A 15,581-nucleotide genomic window follows, 5' to 3' on the forward strand; every position below is an offset into this window, starting at 1 on the left:
GGCCAGCAGCGCGGAGACCCGGGTGGAGTCCTCCGGGATCGAGCGCAGCTCCACCTTCTTCAGGGACGGTTTGGTGCCCCAGAAATCCGCGTTGGGGGACAGTACGACCTTCTCGCCGGGGGAGAAGCTGTCCACCTTGAACGGTCCGGTGCCGATCGGCTTGGTGACGAGTGCGCCGGGGTTCTCCTTGGTGTACTTCGGCGGGACGAGCCAGACGACGGAGGTGCGGGTCGGCCAGTTGCCGACCGGCTTGGAAAGGTGGAAGTCGATCGTCTGCGGGTCGATGACCACCATCTTCTGCAGGGCCTCGATGCGCACCCGCCACGGTGTTTTCTGGTCGTCGAGGGCGCGCTGGAACGTGTAGCGCACGGCCTCGGCGTCCAGCGGCTCGCCGTTGGTGAACTTGACGCCCTTGCGCAGCGTGAACCGCCAGTGCTTGGCGTCGATGGGCTTGAACGACTCGGCCGCCCACGGCTTCGGCGTGCCGTCGTCGGTGCTGACCAGGGTGTCGTAGACGAAGCGCCAGTAGGTGTAGTCGGCGGTGGCCGTGGCGCTGATGGGATCGAAGTTCTGGGTCACCTGGTTCATCCCGATGACCAGCGACTGGTCGGCGGCCCGCCCGCCCGCGTCCCCACCGCCGCCACCGCCGCACCCCGCCGCGGCCAGCGCGAGCGCGATGACGGCCACCAGTAGACGGTTTCTGCTCTGCCCCCGCACACGTGGAAATTGCACCGCTGCCTCCTTGTGCCGGCCCGCCGCGACGAGCGCGCCGTTCCTGGGTGCTGTGGAGACTATATATCGTCTATCATAGTGTCCAGTGTTCGCCGGGAGGTCCGCGCAAAGGAGACGTGTTCGTGAGGCACACGGTGGTGCACGTGCCGGGCGACGGCATCGGCCCGGAGGTCACCTGGGCGGCCCGCCGGGTGCTCGACGCGACCGGGGTCCAGTTCGACTGGATGCTCGCCGGGGCCGGGGAGCGGGAGTTCGCCAGGACCGGCACGACCGTGCCGCACCGCACGGCCGACCTCGTCCGCGAGGTCGGGGTCGTCCTCAAGGGACCGATGGCGAACCCGGTCGGGCACGGGTACCCGAGCCCGAACATCGCGCTGCGCCAGGCGGCCGGCGTGCACGCGAACGTCCGGCTGGCGTGGGCGCTGCCCGGCGCGCGGACGCACTTCCCGGGCGCGGACCTGGTCGTCGTCCGCGAGGTCACCGAGGACGTGTTCACCGGCGCGGCGCAGCAGGTCGGCCCGGACGCCGCGATCGCGGTGAAGTGGGTGACCCGCGCGGCCACGCACCGGGTGGCCCGGTTCGCATTCGAGTACGCGCGCTCGCACGGCCGCCGCCGGATCACGGTGGCGCACAAGGCGGCGACGCTCAAGCAGACCGACGGGCTCTTCCGCACCGCCGCGGCCGAGATCGCGGGCGAGTACCCGGACGTGGACTTCGACGACTGCCTCGTGGACGCGCTCGCGATGCACCTGGTGCGCGACCCGTCGGGCTACGACATGCTGCTCGCCCCGTTCCAGTACGGCGACATCCTGGCCGACCTGTGCGCGGGCCTCGTCGGCGGGCTCGGCGTGGTACCGGGCGCGTCGTTCGGGCCGGCGGCGGCGCTGTTCGAGGCGGCGCACGGCAGCGCACCGAAGTACGCGGGCAAGGACGTGGTCAACCCGTGCGCGCTGATCCTGTCCGGCGCCCTGCTGCTGGACCACCTGGGCGAGACCGCGGCCGCGGACGGGGTGCGCGCCGCGGTGGCGGCGGTCGTCGCGGGCCCGGTGACCACCTACGACCTCGGCGGGACGGCCTCCACGACGGAGATGACCGACGCGATCATCGCGGCGCTGCCCGGCGCCGGGGAAGGAAGTGCGGCATGAGGTTCGGTTTCGGGGTCAGCCTGGTGTGCGACGACCTGGCGGCGTTCCCGGAGTGGGTGCGCACGGTCGACGAGTGCGGCTTCGACGTGCTCGGGCTGACCGACTCCCCGGCGCTGTACCCGGAGACGTACGTGACCGGCGTGCTCGCCGCGCAGAACACGTCCCGGGTGCGGTTCGGCCCGCGGGTGACCAACCCGCTGACCCGGCACCCGATCGTCGCCGCGCAGGCCATCGGTTCGCTGGACGTGCTCTCCGGTGGCCGGACGCTGTACGGCATCGGCGCCGGTGACAGCGCCGCGCACACCGCGGGCGCGCGCCCGGCACGGGTGGCCGACATCGAGGAGTACCTGCTCGCGGTGCGCGGCCTGCTGCGGGGCGAGGAGGTTGGCTACCGCGGCGCGCCGCTGCGGATGTTCACCCCGCCCCGCCCGGTGCCGATCTACGTCGCGGCGGCGGGCCCGAAGATGCTGCGCATGGCCGGCCGCGTGGCGGACGGCGTGATCATCGGGACGGGCATCATTCCGGAGGTCATCGAGAACACGCTGGGCCACATCCGTTCGGGCGCGGAGTCGGTGGGCCGGTCGCTGTCCGACTTGGACCTGTGGTGGCTGTGCGGGGCGCGGCTGGCCGACAGCCGGGCGGAGGCCGAGGAGCGGATGCTCACGCTGTCGGCGGCGCTGATCAACGCGCACGGCCAGATCACCCTGGGCGGCAAGCTGATCCCGGACGACGTGCTGCCGGAGGCGCAGTACCTGGTCGACCACTACGACTTCGACGCCCACATCAAGCACGAGTCGGCCCGGTCGAACGCGGACCTGCTGCGCTCGCTGCCGAAGCTGCGCGAGCACGCGTCGCGGCGCTACGTGGTCGGCGGCACGCCGGACGAGTGCATCGCGCGGCTGCGGGAGGCGGGGGAGGCGGGTGCGCGCCAGTTCTGGTGGACGGTGTCCTTCGCGGACAAGATGGAGTTCGTGCGCCGCTTCTCCGCGGAGGTCATGGCCCCGTTGCACGCGCAGCCGGTCGTCGCCTGAGGCACGGAACCGGTCACCTGTCTTTCGGTCAGCGCCGGGCCGCGCGGACGGCCGCCGCGAGGGAGTCGTCCTGCTCCGGTGGGACGGCCAGCAGATCGAGCACGCAATGGCCTGTCGCCGTGCGGCCGACCACCGGCGGCTCGCCTTGCCGAAGGCGGTCCGCGTAGGGCTCCGGCAGGCGGACGCCAGCGCTCGGCAGCGTGACGCCGGGCGCGCCGCCGCCGCCCACCGTTGCCTGCGTCTCGGTCGCCGTCGCGTCGATGCCTTGTGCGCGCAGGGTTTCCGCCAGGCGAGTCGCCCTGGCGAGCAGGTCGCGCCGGTTCGTGGTGAGCGCCCTCGCGGTCGGGGTCGGTGGCACGCGCAGCGTCGCCTCGAGGGCGGCCAGGGTCAGCTTGCCGCAGCGCATCGCGCGGGCCAGCGGGTGGCGGCGCAGCCGCTCGACGAGGTCGCCCCGACCCAGGAGCAGCCCGCACTGCGGACCACCGAGCAGCTTGTCCCCGCTCGCGATCACCAGGTCGGCCCCGGCCCGCAGCGCGCTCGCGGCGTCCGGCTCGTCCGGCAGCAGCGGGTGCGGCGCGAGCAGGCCGGACCCGATGTCGGCCACCACCGGCGCGCCGAGCGTCGCCAGCTCCGCCACCTCGACCGCCGCGGTGAAGCCCGACACCACGAAGTTCGACGGGTGCACCTTCAGCACGAACCCCGTCCGCGGGCCGACCGCGCCCACGTAGTCCGCGAGCGCCGTGCGGTTGGTCGTGCCGACCTCGTGGAGCGTCGCGCCCGTGCTGGTCAGCAGGTCCGGCAGGCGGAAGCCGTCCCCGATCTCGACGAGCTCGCCGCGGCTCAGCACGATCTCGCGGCCCGCCGCGAGTGCCGTCGCGGCCAGGGCGAGCGCGGCCGCGCCGTTGTTGACCACGTGCACCGCCTCGGCGTCCGGCACCGCGGCCGACAACGCCGCCGTCACGCCCCGGCCCCGCCCGGACCGTCGGCCGGAAGCGAGGTCGAGCTCGACCGCCGTCGGCCCGGCCGCGGCCACCATCGCGTCGGTGGCGGCCGCGGACAGGGGCGCCCGGCCCAGGTTCGTGTGCAGCAGCACACCGGTCGCGTTGACGACCGGCCCGAGGCTCGAGGCGCGCACGGGCAGCGCGGCGACGGCGGCGTCCGCGACGGCCGACGGCTCGAGCGCACCGGCCCGCACGCGCTCCTGCGCCGCGACCACCGCCTGCTTCACCGCCGGCCTGCCGACCCGGGCCTCCGCCGCGACGAGCCGCGGATCAGCGAGCACGTCGTCGGTCCGCGGCACCCGCCGGCGGGGGTCCTCTGTCTGCAATGGACGGTCTGGACCAGGCATGTTCACCGCGCCAGCCTACGCGGCGCGGGCCTACCGATCGGACAGGACGACGCGCGCGACCTGCTCGCCGAGCCGCACGCCGGTCTCGGTGGAGAAGCGCCAGTGCAGGCCGCCCCAGACGCGGGCGTTGCCCATTTCTCGGATCAGCTGTTCGAGCGTCGCGAAGTGATGGCTCGTGCCCGTCACGGCGGCCTCGAGCGTCACGTCGATCCGGTGCGTGCCGAGCAGCCCGGCCACCACGCCGAACAGCGCCGAGGTGGCGCAGCCGTGTGCGCTCGGGTACTCGGGATGGTTGGGCGTGGCGAGCAGCGGCGTCCACGCGGGATCGGGCCGCGTGGCCGGGTTGCCGTCCGTGTCGCCGGCGGGGATCGCGCTGAACGGCCGCCAGAACACGTAGTGGTACTTGGCATCCCAGCAAGCGATCAGCGCGTCCGCGGACGCCGAGTCGGCGAGGGCGAACAGCTGCGCCGTGCGCGCCGCGCTCATGCCGCGGTCGCGAGTCAGCGCGCGCAGTGTCTTCTGGTTCTGCACGTACGGCGGCTCCGACCAGAAGCGCGCGGTCTCGGTCTGCGCGGCCGTGCGCGCGGTCGAGGTCGCCGACCCGAGCACCCGGGTCTCGTCGTAGGCCCGCGCCCAGGTCCTGCTGTTCAGCGAAGGGGGAGCGCCCGGCCGGAACTGGGCGGCCGAGCGGAGCGCGAACGGCCGGACACCGTCGAGCCAGGACGAGACGCCCATCGTGTTGGGCGGCGTCGGGACCCACACGCCGGGGCCGGTGGGCGGCGCGGGCTTGGTCGGCCCGTTCAGCCCGTCGCCGGCACGCTCGCGCAGGAGCTTGCCCGCGGCGGCAAGGCCGGCGGCGAGCCCGGCGCGCCGGGCACGGTCGTCGGGCACGGCGGCGAGGGCGTCGGCGTACCGCTGGTCCAGCGTCGCCTGCTGGGCGGGGAAGTAGTGGACGAGCACGGCGTGGGCGGCGGCCGTCGCCGCGGCGACGGACGAGGCATGCCGGGCGTTGGCGCGGAGCACGCCGTCGTACACCGCGCGGTGCACGTAGGTCAGGTATAGGGGCTGTTCGGGGATGGGGATCGCGGCACCGGTCACGGTGGAGACGGTGACCTCGTTCCAGAACCGGACGGCGTCGGCACCGGCGGACGTGTGGGTGGCGGCTGCGGGTGCCGCGCCCAGCGAGCAGATCACCGCGAGCACGGTGATGATCGACAACGGGACTCTACTCAGGATTCTGTGACGTATCATGGTGGCCTCCTGAATTCTGCGAGCCGAGGCTCTCGGCGCATCGTCGTTCGGCCGGGGAGCGGGTGACTGCCGTTCCTTCCCGCAGTTAACGGCAGTCGAAGCCTCGAATTAGCACGGAAAGTACCCGGAATTATCACCCGAAAAGGATGAATTCTCGCGGCGTCGATCGCGCATATTCGGGAACTCACGTGCCGTGTCCGAGAGCCTCCGGCCGGCAGCCGGCGGGGTACGCTCGCGCGTGCCCTTCGCCGTGGCCCCGGACGACGTCGCCCTCTACTACGAGGTGCACGGCGGCGGCGAGCGGACGCTGGTGCTGCTCGCCGGGCAGGCGAACACCCACCACTGGTGGGACTCGGTCCGGCCGGACTTCGACACTTTCCGCACGATCACGATGGACTGGCGCGGGACCGGGCGCAGCGACAAGCCCGACAACGACTCCTACAGCACCCGCGGCTTCGCCGCCGACGTCGTCACGATCCTCGACCACGCCGGTGCCGGCATGGCCGACGTGTACGGGACGTCGATGGGCGGGCGGGTCGCGCAGTGGCTCGCCGCCGATCATCCTGAGCGGGTCGGCGGGCTCGTGCTCGGCTGCACCTCGCCGGGCGCGCCGCACGGGATCGAGCGGAGCGAGGCCGTCCGCCGGTCGCTCGCGCAGCGGGACGCCGCGGCGGCCCGGCGCGCGCTCCTCGAGCTCATGTACTCGCCCACCTGGCTCACCACGCACTCCGGGCCGTACGGCACCACCGGCGACCCCGACATGCCGGAGCACGCCCGCCGGCGGCACCTGGCCGCGAGCGCCTCGCACGACAGCTGGGCCGTCCTCCCGTCCATCACCGCGCCGACGCTGGTCGTGCACGGGACCGAGGACGTGTTCAACCCGGTGGCCAACGCCCCGCTGCTGGCGGGCCGCATCCCGGGCGCCCGGCTGGAACTCATCTCCGGCGCGCGGCACGCCTACTTCGAGGAGTACCGCGCCGTGGCGAGCCCGCTCGTGGTCGGATTCTTGACTGCGCAACCGCCTACGGAAGTAGTGGGTTAACTCGCTCGGGTGACGGCATTCGGCCTACTACGAATGTCGGAGAGTTGTCACAGAGCATGCAAAAACGGGTTCGGTGCGTGACCATGGAGCGGTGAGCATCGAGGAGATCGCGACTGCTCGGCGGTCCGTGGAGTCCGATGTGGACACCGCGGTCGTCGACGCGGCCGCGCGGCTGGACCGCACGGTCCGCACCTTCCTCGCGCCCACGCTCGACATGTTCGCCGTCGTGCTCGACGGCGTCGGCGGGCTCTCCGGCCGGGAGCGGGCGCTGGTCTACCGCGGGGCCGCGGCCGTCCTGCACGTGACCGTGCTACGCAAGGTGCTGGCGCTCGACGCCGCCCGGATCACGGGTTCGCTGAACAAGCACCATCCGGAGCTGGCGCAGCGCCTGCAATCCATTGTGGACAGCAGGGTGTCGGCAGCGATCACGTTCGCCGAGCGATATGCCGCCGACCGTGGCGTGCTGTCCGAACTGGACGGTACCGCGCCGGGCGAGCTGACCGACGTGACGTTCGGCGCCGGGGACTCCCAGGGCGGTGGACAGACCGTCGTGCGGGCGAGTTTCACCGGCACCCGCCTCGCCTACCTGCCGCGCCCGGTCGACGCCGACCGGGCGCTCGCCTCGTTCCTGGCCGGCGTGCTGCCCAAGGAGCGGGACCCGATCCGCGTGTCGCGCGTGCTCGTCCGCGACGGCTACGGCTGGGCCGAGCACGTCGAGCACCGCTACTGCACCGACGACGAGGAGCTGCGCCGCTTCCACCGCAACCTCGGCCGCTGGCTCGCCGTCATGCGCCTGCTGGGCGGCACCGGGCTGCAGCCGGAGAACGTCGTCGCCGCCGGCCCGGTGCCGGTCCTCATGGACTGCGGCATGCTGTTCACCCCGCACTCGCCGGCGCGCCCGTCCGGCTTCGGCCACGCCGTCGACCTCGCGCACGAGCTGGCCTCCGGCACGGTGCTGGGCACCGGCCTGCAGCCCGGCCGCACCACGCTCGCCCCCGAGGCGGCCACCGCGCTGCCGAGCCCGAAGCCCGTCCTCGCCCGGTACTGGGACCACGTCGTGATCGCGTTCGCGGAGCTGACCGACCGGCTGCGCGAGCTCGACGCGGAGGGCCGGCTCGAGGACCTGCTCGCGCCGTTCGCGGACACGCACGTGCGGATCGTGCTCCGCGACCGCGACGTCTACGCCGAGTGCTCGCGGCTGCTCTGGCAGCCGCCGTCCCCACCGGCGTTCGACGAGGCGGTCGACCTGCTCACCCGGCACGCCGAGGGCAGGCGCTGCGCCCCCAGCGACCCGTACGTCATCTCCGCGGAGGTGGCCGAGATGCTCGACGGCGACGTGCCCACGTTCGCCACGACCCCGGCCACCGGCCTGCTGTTCGGCCCGCGCGGCACGACCTTCGGCAGCCGGACTGACCTCATCGACGGCGCGCTCGGGCACTGGCGCGGGACCGACCCGGCCGTCGACCGGCGGATCGTCCAGGCCGCGCTGGTCGCCGCCAACCTCAACGAGAGCGGGCCGCCCGCCGCCGAGCGCCGCCTGCCGTCCACGGTGGACGGAGACCGGCTGGACCACCGGCGCCGCGCGCTCGCCGCCCGCATCGTCGGGCAGATCGTCGACACGGCGATCGCCGGCGCCGACAGCACGGTCACGTGGGTGGCGCCCATGCTCGACCCGGCCGGCTGGGCGGTGCACCCGCTGTCCCACGACCTGTACGGCGGCACCGCCGGCATCGCCGTGCTGCTCGCCGGCTACCTGCGCGAGGTGGCGGCCGGCCGCGCGGACGAGGTGCCCGGCGTGGCGCAGGTGCTGCGCGCGGCCATGCACACGATGCGCCTGGCCGAGAAGCGCCGCGCCGCCGCGGACCCGCCGCCGGCGGAGCAGGCCGGCGGATACGTCGGCCTCGGCTCCAGCATCGCCGGCTGGCTGCTCCTGCGCCGCCTCGGCGCGATCGGCGACCTCGCGCTCGACCGGGCCGTCGCGCTCGCCGAGCGGCTGCCCGCGGTGGTCGCCGAGGACCCGGCGAACGACGTCCTCGTCGGCCGGGCCGGCGCGATCGTCCCGCTGCTGCGCCTCGCCGAGCACACCGGCGACCGGCGCTGGGGGCACCTCGCGGCCTACCTCGGCGACCAGCTCGTGGCCTCCGCGACCCCGGCCTCGACGGTCACCGGGGCGAGTGCCGTGTGCTGGACCAGCCCGCAGTACCCGACCGGCATCGGCGGGTTCGGGCACGGCGTGACCGGCATCGGCTGGGCGCTCGCGCGGCTCGCGGAGCTCACCCGCGACCGCTCGCACGCCACCACCGCGGCAGCCGCGTTCGCGTTCGAGGGCGCGCTGTACGACCCGCGCACCGGCGGCTGGCGAGACCTGCGCGGGGACAACCACGTCGGCGCGGCGTGGTGTCACGGCAGCACGGGCATCGGCATCGCCGCGGTGGACCTGCTGACCCACGGCGGCACGTACGCCGACGACTGGCGCGGCACGGTCCAGGCGTCCGCGTCCTCGTCCTGGCACCGCGGGATCGGCTGGAACCACACGCTCTGCCACGGCGACCTCGGCGTCTGGGAGCTCGTCACCGCGGCGATGGACAACGGCCTCGGCCCGGCCGGGTTCGACCGGGCGGCGGTCGACGCGCACATGGTCGCCGCGGTCGAGGAGTTCGGCGTGGTGACCGGCGTGGCCAAGGACGCGTTCGCGCCCGGCCTGCTCGACGGCGCCGGCGGGGTCGCCTACCAGCTGCTGCGGCTGCATCCGGACTGCCGGCTGCCGTCGGTCCTGCTGCCCGACCCCGGGCCCGCCAGGAAGAAGTGAGGCTCAACCGGGCCGCTGCACCTGCCGGACCAGCTTCTGCGGTGCCTGCACGCAGTAGCTCTCGGTGAGGAGCTCGGTGACCTCGGCCCAGTCGACGTCGTCGCGCAGGATCATGCCCACCACGTCGCGGCCCCACTGCGGCCGGTAGAACGGGTAGCCCGAGTTCGTCAGCGCCTCGAACTCCGGGCCGCGCGAGCGGAACGTGAGCACTGTGTTCGGCCCGTCCACCGACGCCTCGCGGGCGTGCACCGGCGGGTGGCCCGGCGCGACCCGCAGCACGTGGGCGAACGTCTTCTTCCGAACCCGCCACCGCGTGCCCACCCACGCCGGTTCCTCGTACGCCTCGGGCAGGCCGAGGCACACCGGCCGCAGGCGGGTGAGCACCTCGGGCGGGACCTCCAGGTAGTCAGGCACGGCGCTGTGGCCGGTCCGCGAGCAGTGGCCGCGCGGGGTCCCAGGTCGTGCCCTCGGCGGCGTCCCGGCGGCGGCGAGCGATGCCGGACAGCGCCTCGAGCACGACCCGGTTCGCGAGGTAGGACGTCAGCTCCGCGTGGTCGTAGGGCGGGGACACCTCGACGAGGTCGACGCCGACGACCGGCAGCTCGTAGGCGATGCGGCGCACGGAGTCCAGCAGCTGGCGGCCGGTCAGCCCCCCGGGCTCGGGCGTGCCGGTGCCGGGCGCGTGGCCGGGGTCGCAGACGTCGATGTCGACCGAGAGGAACACGCCGTCGCAGTCGTCGGTGGCGACGGCGAACGCCTCGGTCAGGCACGCCTCGAGCCCGCGCGCGACGATCTCGGTCATCTCGTAGGACCGCATCCGCTGCTCGGCCATCCAGTCGAGCGTCTCGGGCTCGGGCCAGTAGCCGCGCAGCCCGATCTGCAGGAACCGATCGCCGCGCACCGCGCCGGACTCGATCAGCCGGCGCATCGGCTGGCCGTGCCCGACGAGCGAGCCGAAGGTGACGTCGCCGGTGTCCGCGTGCGCGTCGAAGTGGATCATCGACACCCGGCCCTCGCCGACGTGCTGCGCGACGCCGGCCGCGTCCGGCCAGGCGATCGTGTGGTCGCCGCCGAGCACGAGCGGGATAGCGCCGTTCGCGGTCACCGTGTGCACGGCGTGCCGCAGGTCGCGGACGGAGCGCTCGGCGTCGCCGGAGTACATCTCGACGTCGCCGGCGTCGTACACGGCCAGGTCCCGCAGCGCGTCCACCCGTAGCGCGAGCGACGGGCGGGAGCCGTCGTGGGGGAGGTAGCAGGACTGGCGGATGTACTGCGGGCCGAATCGGGTGCCCGGCCGGTGGGAGGTGCCGCCGTCGAAGGGCGCGCCCAGGATGACCACGTCCGCGCCGTCGTAGGTGGCGGCGTCGGCCCAGTCGCAGCGGGGCACGCCGAGGAAGGTGATGTCCGGGCCGTACTGAGCGCCGTAGCGAGCCACGTCGCGACCTCCCGTCTCGTCCGGATCGACCTTATTCGCTCGCGACCGCCTTTACGATCAACGCGATGACCTCGTCGCCAGCCGTGACCGCACCGGCCGAGCGGGTACGGCCCCTCGAGCTGTTCTTCGACCTCGTCTTCGTCTTCACCATCACGCAGGTCGCCGGCGTGCTCACGGCCGCGCCGACCGTCGACGGCCTGGGCCGCACGGTGGCGCTGCTCGCGATCATCTGGTGGATGTACGGCGGCTACGCGTGGCTGACGAACGCGCTGGACCTCGCCCGCCCGGGACCGCGGCTGCTGCTGCTCACCGGAATGGCGGCGTACTTCGTGATGTCGCTGGCGGTGCCGCGGTTCTTCGACGAAGGGCCGTTCGGGCTCATCCTCGGCCTCGCCTACCTGGCCGTGGTGCTGGTGCACACGGCCGGCTTCATCGGCACCTCCGGGCACCGCGGGATCTCCCGGCTCGGCCCGCTCAACATCGTGAGTGCGCTGATCGTCGTGGCGGCCGGCATCGTGCCGCCGCAGGCGCGGACGTGGGTGCTGCTCGGTGCGGTCGCGCTGGAGGCGCTCTCGCCGGTGATCGCCGGGATCGGCGGGTTCGCCATCGGCGCCGGGCACTTCGTGGAGCGGCACGGGCTCGCGCTGATCATCCTGCTCGGCGAGTCGATCATCGCGGTGGGCACGGTCGCGTCGGAGCTCGGCGACGTGCTGCGGGTGGTGGTCGGGTCGGTGCTGGCGCTCGTGGTCAGCGCGGGCGTGTGGTGGGTGTACTTCGAACGCGAGGAACGCGACAGCGAACGGCTGCTGGACGCGATGCCGCCGCAGCGGCGCGGGCGCGCGGCGCTGCTGTCGTTCGGCTACGCCTACCTGGCCATGATCACCGGCGTGACCATGGCGGCGGTCGGCATGAAGAAGGCCGTCACCTACTTCACCACCCCGCTGCACGACTTCGAGCTGTGGCTGCTGCCGCTCGGCCTGGCCCTGTACCTGGCCGGCCTGGCCGCGTTCCACCGCGCGCTGGCCCCGGTCTGGGAGTGGACCCGGCTGGTCGCCGCGGTCGCGGTGCTGCTGTGCGTGCCGGCCGGGCTGCTCGCGGGCGGCTGGCTGATGTTGCTGGTCGCGGGCCTGGTTCTGGCCGGCGTCGTGGTCGTGTCGCGGACGCCCGGATTGAACGAAACGTAGGCCGGTCCCGTATATGAGTTCGTGACCCACGCAGCTAGCGCATGCCCGAGGGATGGCAGGCGGCGCCGGCGGGCAGTGCCGATGCTGATGCTCGCCGCGGCACTCGCCGCCTGCACGGCGGGCTGCGGCCCGGGCTCGTCCGGCGATGACGCGAGCGGCGGCCACGGTGCCCCCGGCCACGACGAGGTGGACGTTTCCGTGCTGCCCAGCAAGCCCAGCAAGCCGATGACCGTCCAGCAGCTGGCCACCGGCCTGGGCTGCGAACCCGAGCTCGGCGGCAAGTACGCCGACTACCGGCTGGCCTGGTGCGACGTCAACGGTACGAGGGTGGTGCTCACCGACTTCGACACCGCCGAGGGCCAGCGCCTGTGGCTGGAGCACTCGAAGGACTACGGCGGCGTCTACCTCGTCGGCGAGCGCTGGCTGGTGACCGGAAACAGCCTGAAGGAGATCTCGCCGCTGCAGGACAAGTTCGGCGGCAAGATCGAGAAGGGCGACATCCACGGCCCGCCACCACCGGCGAGCGCGAGACCCGCCGACAAGTGACTACCGCTCGCCCTCGGTGACGAGCACGCTCCCGTAGTCCTTCACGACCATGGAGTCGTGCAGCCGCACGCCCTTGTCGTTGAGCTTCGCCAGCGCGCGGCTGAGCCGTGCCGGCAGCAGGCTGACGAGCCGGGCGGCCTGCATCAGCGACCACACGCCGAGCCGCGTGCGCGGGATGAGGAACCTGGCCGCGCCGAGGGCGAAGGCCCGGCTGTCCCGCACGATCGCGGCCATCTCCCGCTCGTAGGCGGGGAACGCGCGCTCGTGGTCGCCGCCCGCCGCGGCCAGCTCGCCGGCCAGCACGTACGCGCCGATCACCGCGAGGCTCGTGCTCCCGCCGACCGCCGGGCCGGGGCAGTAGCCGGCGTCGCCGACGAGCGTGACGCGGCCACGGGACCAGGTGCCCATCCGCAGCTGCGTGATCGAGTCGAAGTAGAACGCGGGCGTGCGGTCCAGCTCGGTCAGCCACCGGTCGACCTGCGGGTCCATGCCCGCGAAGCGCTCCCGCAACAGGTCCTTCTGCCGCTCGACGTCGCGGTGGTGGTAGTCCAGCGGGCGCGGCGCACGGAACAGGAACACCAGCCGCCCGTCCTCGGTACGCGGCCCGCCGTAGACGCCGACGCCGCGGCCCGGGGCGTTGTACATGATCGCCTTTCCGGGCACGCCGACCTCCTTCGGCACGGACGCGACCGCGAGGTAGGCGCCGACGAACGTGCTGTAGCCCGCCTCGTCGCCGAACACCAGCCGCCGCACGTTCGAGTGCAGCCCATCCGCGCCGACCACGAGGTCGAACCGGCGCGGCTCGCCGTGCTCGAACGTCACCGTGCCGTCCGCGCCGATCGACGTGACCGAGTCGCCGAACACGTACTCGACGTCCGCACGGGTCACGTCGTAGTAGATCTCGCTGAGGTCGTCGCGCATGATCTCGACGTGCCGGTCCGAGGTCGCCGTGAAGACCTTGGCGAGGTCGGCGACCACCGGGCGCCGCCTGCCGGGCCGGTGCAGGTAGATCCGGTCCATGCCGGTGATCTTGGCCTCGATGGCGGGCAGCACGCCCATCTTCTCGGAGATGTCCATGGCGGGGCGGAAGAGGTCGACGGCGTGGCCGCCGGTCTTGCGCAGCCGTGGGGCGCGCTCGACGACGGTGACCTCGAAGCCGAAGTGGTGGAGCCAGTAGGCCAGCACGGGTCCGGCGATGCTGGCGCCGGAGATCAGGATCCGCATGTCGGCTCTCCTTACTTTCCGGTCGGTAAGCATAGCTCGTCAACTTACTGATCGGAAGGTCAGTTATGCTCGCGCCGTGCCCCGACCCTCCGAGACCAAGCAGCGGATCCTCGCCACCGCGCGCGAGCTGTTCGCGCGCAAGGGCGTGCCGAAGACGAGCCTGCAGGAGATCGCGGACCAGCTCGGCATCACGAAACCCGCGCTGTACTACCACTTCAGCTCGCGCGAGGAGCTGGTGCGCAGCATCATGCAGCCGCTGATCGACGATGGCGACGCGTTCGTGGCCGAGCACGAGAAGCTCGAGTCGGTGCGGCCGCGGGAGTTGCTCGAGGGCTACTTCGACTTCAACATCCGCCACCGCGCGGACATCATGCTGGTGCTGACCGAGCTGACCACGCTGTCCGAGCTGGGCCTGGTCGACCGGGTGCTCACCTGGCGGGAACGGCTGACCGCGCTGCTGTACGGCCCGGACCCGTCGCTCGCGGACGCCACGCGCGCGGTGATCGCGCTGGGCGGCCTGCAGGACTGCACGGTGCAGTTCCCGCACGTCCCGGCCGAGGAACTCCGCGAAGCGGCCGTGAACGCGGCCATGGCCACACTCGGTATGGCGGGCGGGTAGCCGGACGCGGGTTGGGCGGGTCGGGTTCGGCCGCCAAGCCGATGACGTCGCCGGGCCCGGTCATCCGGTTCACCCTGGGTGGGTCCGGGTTCGACCGGCGGCCGACGATGCGGTCACCACCCCCTCGCCGTGCGACGACTCCGTCGGAGGATGCCGGCGTACCCGGACGCACTGTCCGCGGCCGCTGGATTCGCGGCACTCAGATCGGTCCGGGTCCGGGCGCCGGCCAGCGTCGCGTGCGTGCGCGTGCCGAAGTCGACCTCGCCTTCGAAGCTGGTGCCTCGGAAGGGTTCGCCTTCGTCGCCGAGCCTGACGCGGCGGAAGTCGGCCAGGCCGAGGAACCGCGCGTCACGGAAGTCGGCCGTCCGCTCGACAGTGGTGCCGCGGAAAGTCGCGGGGCCGATGAACGTCGTGCCGGTGAACCGTGCGGTCCGCAGCACGCAGTTCGTCGGCACGACCTTCGGTAGCGTCGTACCGGAGATGTTGAGCTCGATGTCGGGCCAGAAGCTCCGCGCCCGGTCATCCGATCCGGGACGCAGGTGCTTGGCGAAGCAGGTCCATGGCCGCCTGGCGGACCTCGCCTTCCTCGGCCGACTCACTACGTCGCCCGCGCAGACGCGACGGTGCCGACGATGGAGCTGACGGCGGCCGGGCCGGCATCCGCAGGTAGGCGCAGATCAGGTCGACGATCGTCTGTCTGTGGGCGGGATTCTCCTGCGCGAGCCGCTCCAGCGCGTACAGCCCGGCGAGCCGCACCGGCGCCTTGTCGCTGCCGAGTTGGTCGGCGGCCTTGCCGTACAGCTCGGTGACCCGCCGCTCGGTCGCGTCGTGATCCTTCTGCTTGACGTCGAGCTCGGTCACCCGCTCGGCGGCGCGCGGTCAGCAGCAAGGCGGCGACACCGCCGGTTCCGAAGACGATCGTCGCCGCGGTGCGGATGACGTCGAGCCGTGCCGAGTCCGCTTCGTTCCCGGTGCCGAACAGCGCCCACAGCACCACGACCATGCCAGCGGCGACGAGCAGCAGGCCCGCCGCCCAGATTGCGATGGTCGTCGTGGACAGGACCCGATGCACCTCGGGCCTTCCGCCACCACGCGGCCCTCTCGTCCTGACCACCTCGGCGTCCAGTTACCCCAGTGACTCCACTATCCCCAGCGATGTCGGCGAACCCCAGTCTTGTAACGAATTGATAGCGGAGAGTGAGTGGATCTTCCTGG

15 protein-coding genes are annotated in these 15,581 nt (G+C 72.9%); 7 read left to right on the forward strand and 8 right to left on the reverse strand.

Annotation, left to right across the window (positions count from 1 at the left end):
- Positions 1 to 687, reverse strand: a 687-nt coding sequence (locus VH969_RS07005; protein ID WP_331972226.1) for an ABC transporter substrate-binding protein, incomplete at its 3' end; no start/stop codon positions are given.
- 167 nt (positions 688 to 854) lie between these two features.
- On the opposite strand from VH969_RS07005, the gene VH969_RS07010 reads away from it, so the two are divergent.
- Both VH969_RS07010 and VH969_RS07015 read left to right on the forward strand, forming a co-directional pair.
- Complete coding sequence (locus VH969_RS07010; protein WP_331972229.1) at positions 855 to 1,877, forward strand: isocitrate/isopropylmalate dehydrogenase family protein; 1,023 nt, start codon at positions 855 to 857, stop codon at positions 1,875 to 1,877.
- Positions 1,874 to 2,908, forward strand: a complete 1,035-nt coding sequence (locus tag VH969_RS07015; protein ID WP_331972232.1) for an LLM class flavin-dependent oxidoreductase — start codon at positions 1,874 to 1,876, stop codon at positions 2,906 to 2,908. The genes VH969_RS07010 and VH969_RS07015 overlap by 4 nt, the downstream gene beginning before the upstream one ends.
- A 28-nt stretch (positions 2,909 to 2,936) precedes the next feature.
- Here VH969_RS07015 and selA read toward each other — a convergent pair whose 3' ends face one another.
- Positions 2,937 to 4,256 (reverse strand): L-seryl-tRNA(Sec) selenium transferase, encoded by a 1,320-nt coding sequence (gene selA / locus VH969_RS07020; protein ID WP_331972235.1) that lies wholly within the window; start codon positions 4,254 to 4,256, stop codon positions 2,937 to 2,939.
- 30 nt (positions 4,257 to 4,286) lie between these two features.
- Positions 4,287 to 5,474 carry a vanadium-dependent haloperoxidase gene (locus tag VH969_RS07025; RefSeq protein WP_331972238.1) on the reverse strand — a complete coding sequence of 396 codons (1,188 nt, stop codon included), beginning with the start codon at positions 5,472 to 5,474 and terminating at the stop codon, positions 4,287 to 4,289.
- A gap of 271 nt (positions 5,475 to 5,745) precedes the next feature.
- Here VH969_RS07025 and VH969_RS07030 point away from each other — a divergent pair, with 271 nt between their 5' ends.
- Positions 5,746 to 6,549, forward strand: a complete 804-nt coding sequence (locus tag VH969_RS07030) for an alpha/beta fold hydrolase (RefSeq protein ID WP_331972241.1) — start codon at positions 5,746 to 5,748, stop codon at positions 6,547 to 6,549.
- Positions 6,550 to 6,640: 91 nt separating this feature from the next.
- Positions 6,641 to 9,358: a type 2 lanthipeptide synthetase LanM family protein gene (locus VH969_RS07035; RefSeq protein ID WP_331972244.1), complete on the forward strand. Its 2,718-nt coding sequence runs from the start codon at positions 6,641 to 6,643 to the stop codon at positions 9,356 to 9,358.
- 3 nt (positions 9,359 to 9,361) lie between these two features.
- On the opposite strand, the gene VH969_RS07040 is transcribed toward VH969_RS07035, so the two are convergent.
- Together VH969_RS07040 and speB are read right to left on the reverse strand one after the other, a co-directional pair.
- Entirely contained in the window at positions 9,362 to 9,772 is a 411-nt protein-coding gene (locus tag VH969_RS07040) for an MmcQ/YjbR family DNA-binding protein (RefSeq protein ID WP_331972246.1), read from the reverse strand.
- Positions 9,765 to 10,793 (reverse strand): agmatinase, encoded by a 1,029-nt coding sequence (gene speB / locus VH969_RS07045; protein ID WP_331972248.1) that lies wholly within the window; start codon positions 10,791 to 10,793, stop codon positions 9,765 to 9,767. The genes VH969_RS07040 and speB overlap by 8 nt, the downstream gene beginning before the upstream one ends.
- A gap of 65 nt (positions 10,794 to 10,858) precedes the next feature.
- On the opposite strand from speB, the gene VH969_RS07050 reads away from it, so the two are divergent.
- Entirely contained in the window at positions 10,859 to 11,977 is a 1,119-nt protein-coding gene (locus VH969_RS07050; RefSeq protein ID WP_331972251.1) for a low temperature requirement protein A, read from the forward strand.
- Positions 11,978 to 12,058: 81 nt separating this feature from the next.
- Positions 12,059 to 12,523: a hypothetical protein gene (locus tag VH969_RS07055; RefSeq protein ID WP_331972253.1), complete on the forward strand. Its 465-nt coding sequence runs from the start codon at positions 12,059 to 12,061 to the stop codon at positions 12,521 to 12,523.
- On the opposite strand, the gene VH969_RS07060 is transcribed toward VH969_RS07055, so the two are convergent.
- On the reverse strand, positions 12,524 to 13,747 hold the full coding sequence (locus VH969_RS07060; protein WP_331972255.1) for an FAD-dependent monooxygenase: 1,224 nt from the start codon (positions 13,745 to 13,747) through the stop codon (positions 12,524 to 12,526).
- A gap of 76 nt (positions 13,748 to 13,823) precedes the next feature.
- Between VH969_RS07060 and VH969_RS07065 the strand changes: the two genes are divergently transcribed.
- On the forward strand, positions 13,824 to 14,366 hold the full coding sequence (locus VH969_RS07065; protein ID WP_331972258.1) for a TetR/AcrR family transcriptional regulator: 543 nt from the start codon (positions 13,824 to 13,826) through the stop codon (positions 14,364 to 14,366).
- A 113-nt stretch (positions 14,367 to 14,479) separates the two neighbouring features.
- Here the strand turns inward: VH969_RS07065 and VH969_RS07070 are convergent, their stop codons facing one another.
- Positions 14,480 to 14,821: a pentapeptide repeat-containing protein gene (locus VH969_RS07070; protein ID WP_331972261.1), complete on the reverse strand. Its 342-nt coding sequence runs from the start codon at positions 14,819 to 14,821 to the stop codon at positions 14,480 to 14,482.
- Between the two features lie 64 nt (positions 14,822 to 14,885).
- On the reverse strand, positions 14,886 to 15,227 hold the full coding sequence (locus VH969_RS07075) for a hypothetical protein (protein WP_331972264.1): 342 nt from the start codon (positions 15,225 to 15,227) through the stop codon (positions 14,886 to 14,888).
- Between the last annotated feature and the right edge of the window lie 354 nt (positions 15,228 to 15,581).

It is taken from the genome of Actinophytocola sp. (assembly GCF_036555685.1).
Taxonomy (GTDB): Bacteria; Actinomycetota; Actinomycetes; order Mycobacteriales; family Pseudonocardiaceae; genus Actinophytocola.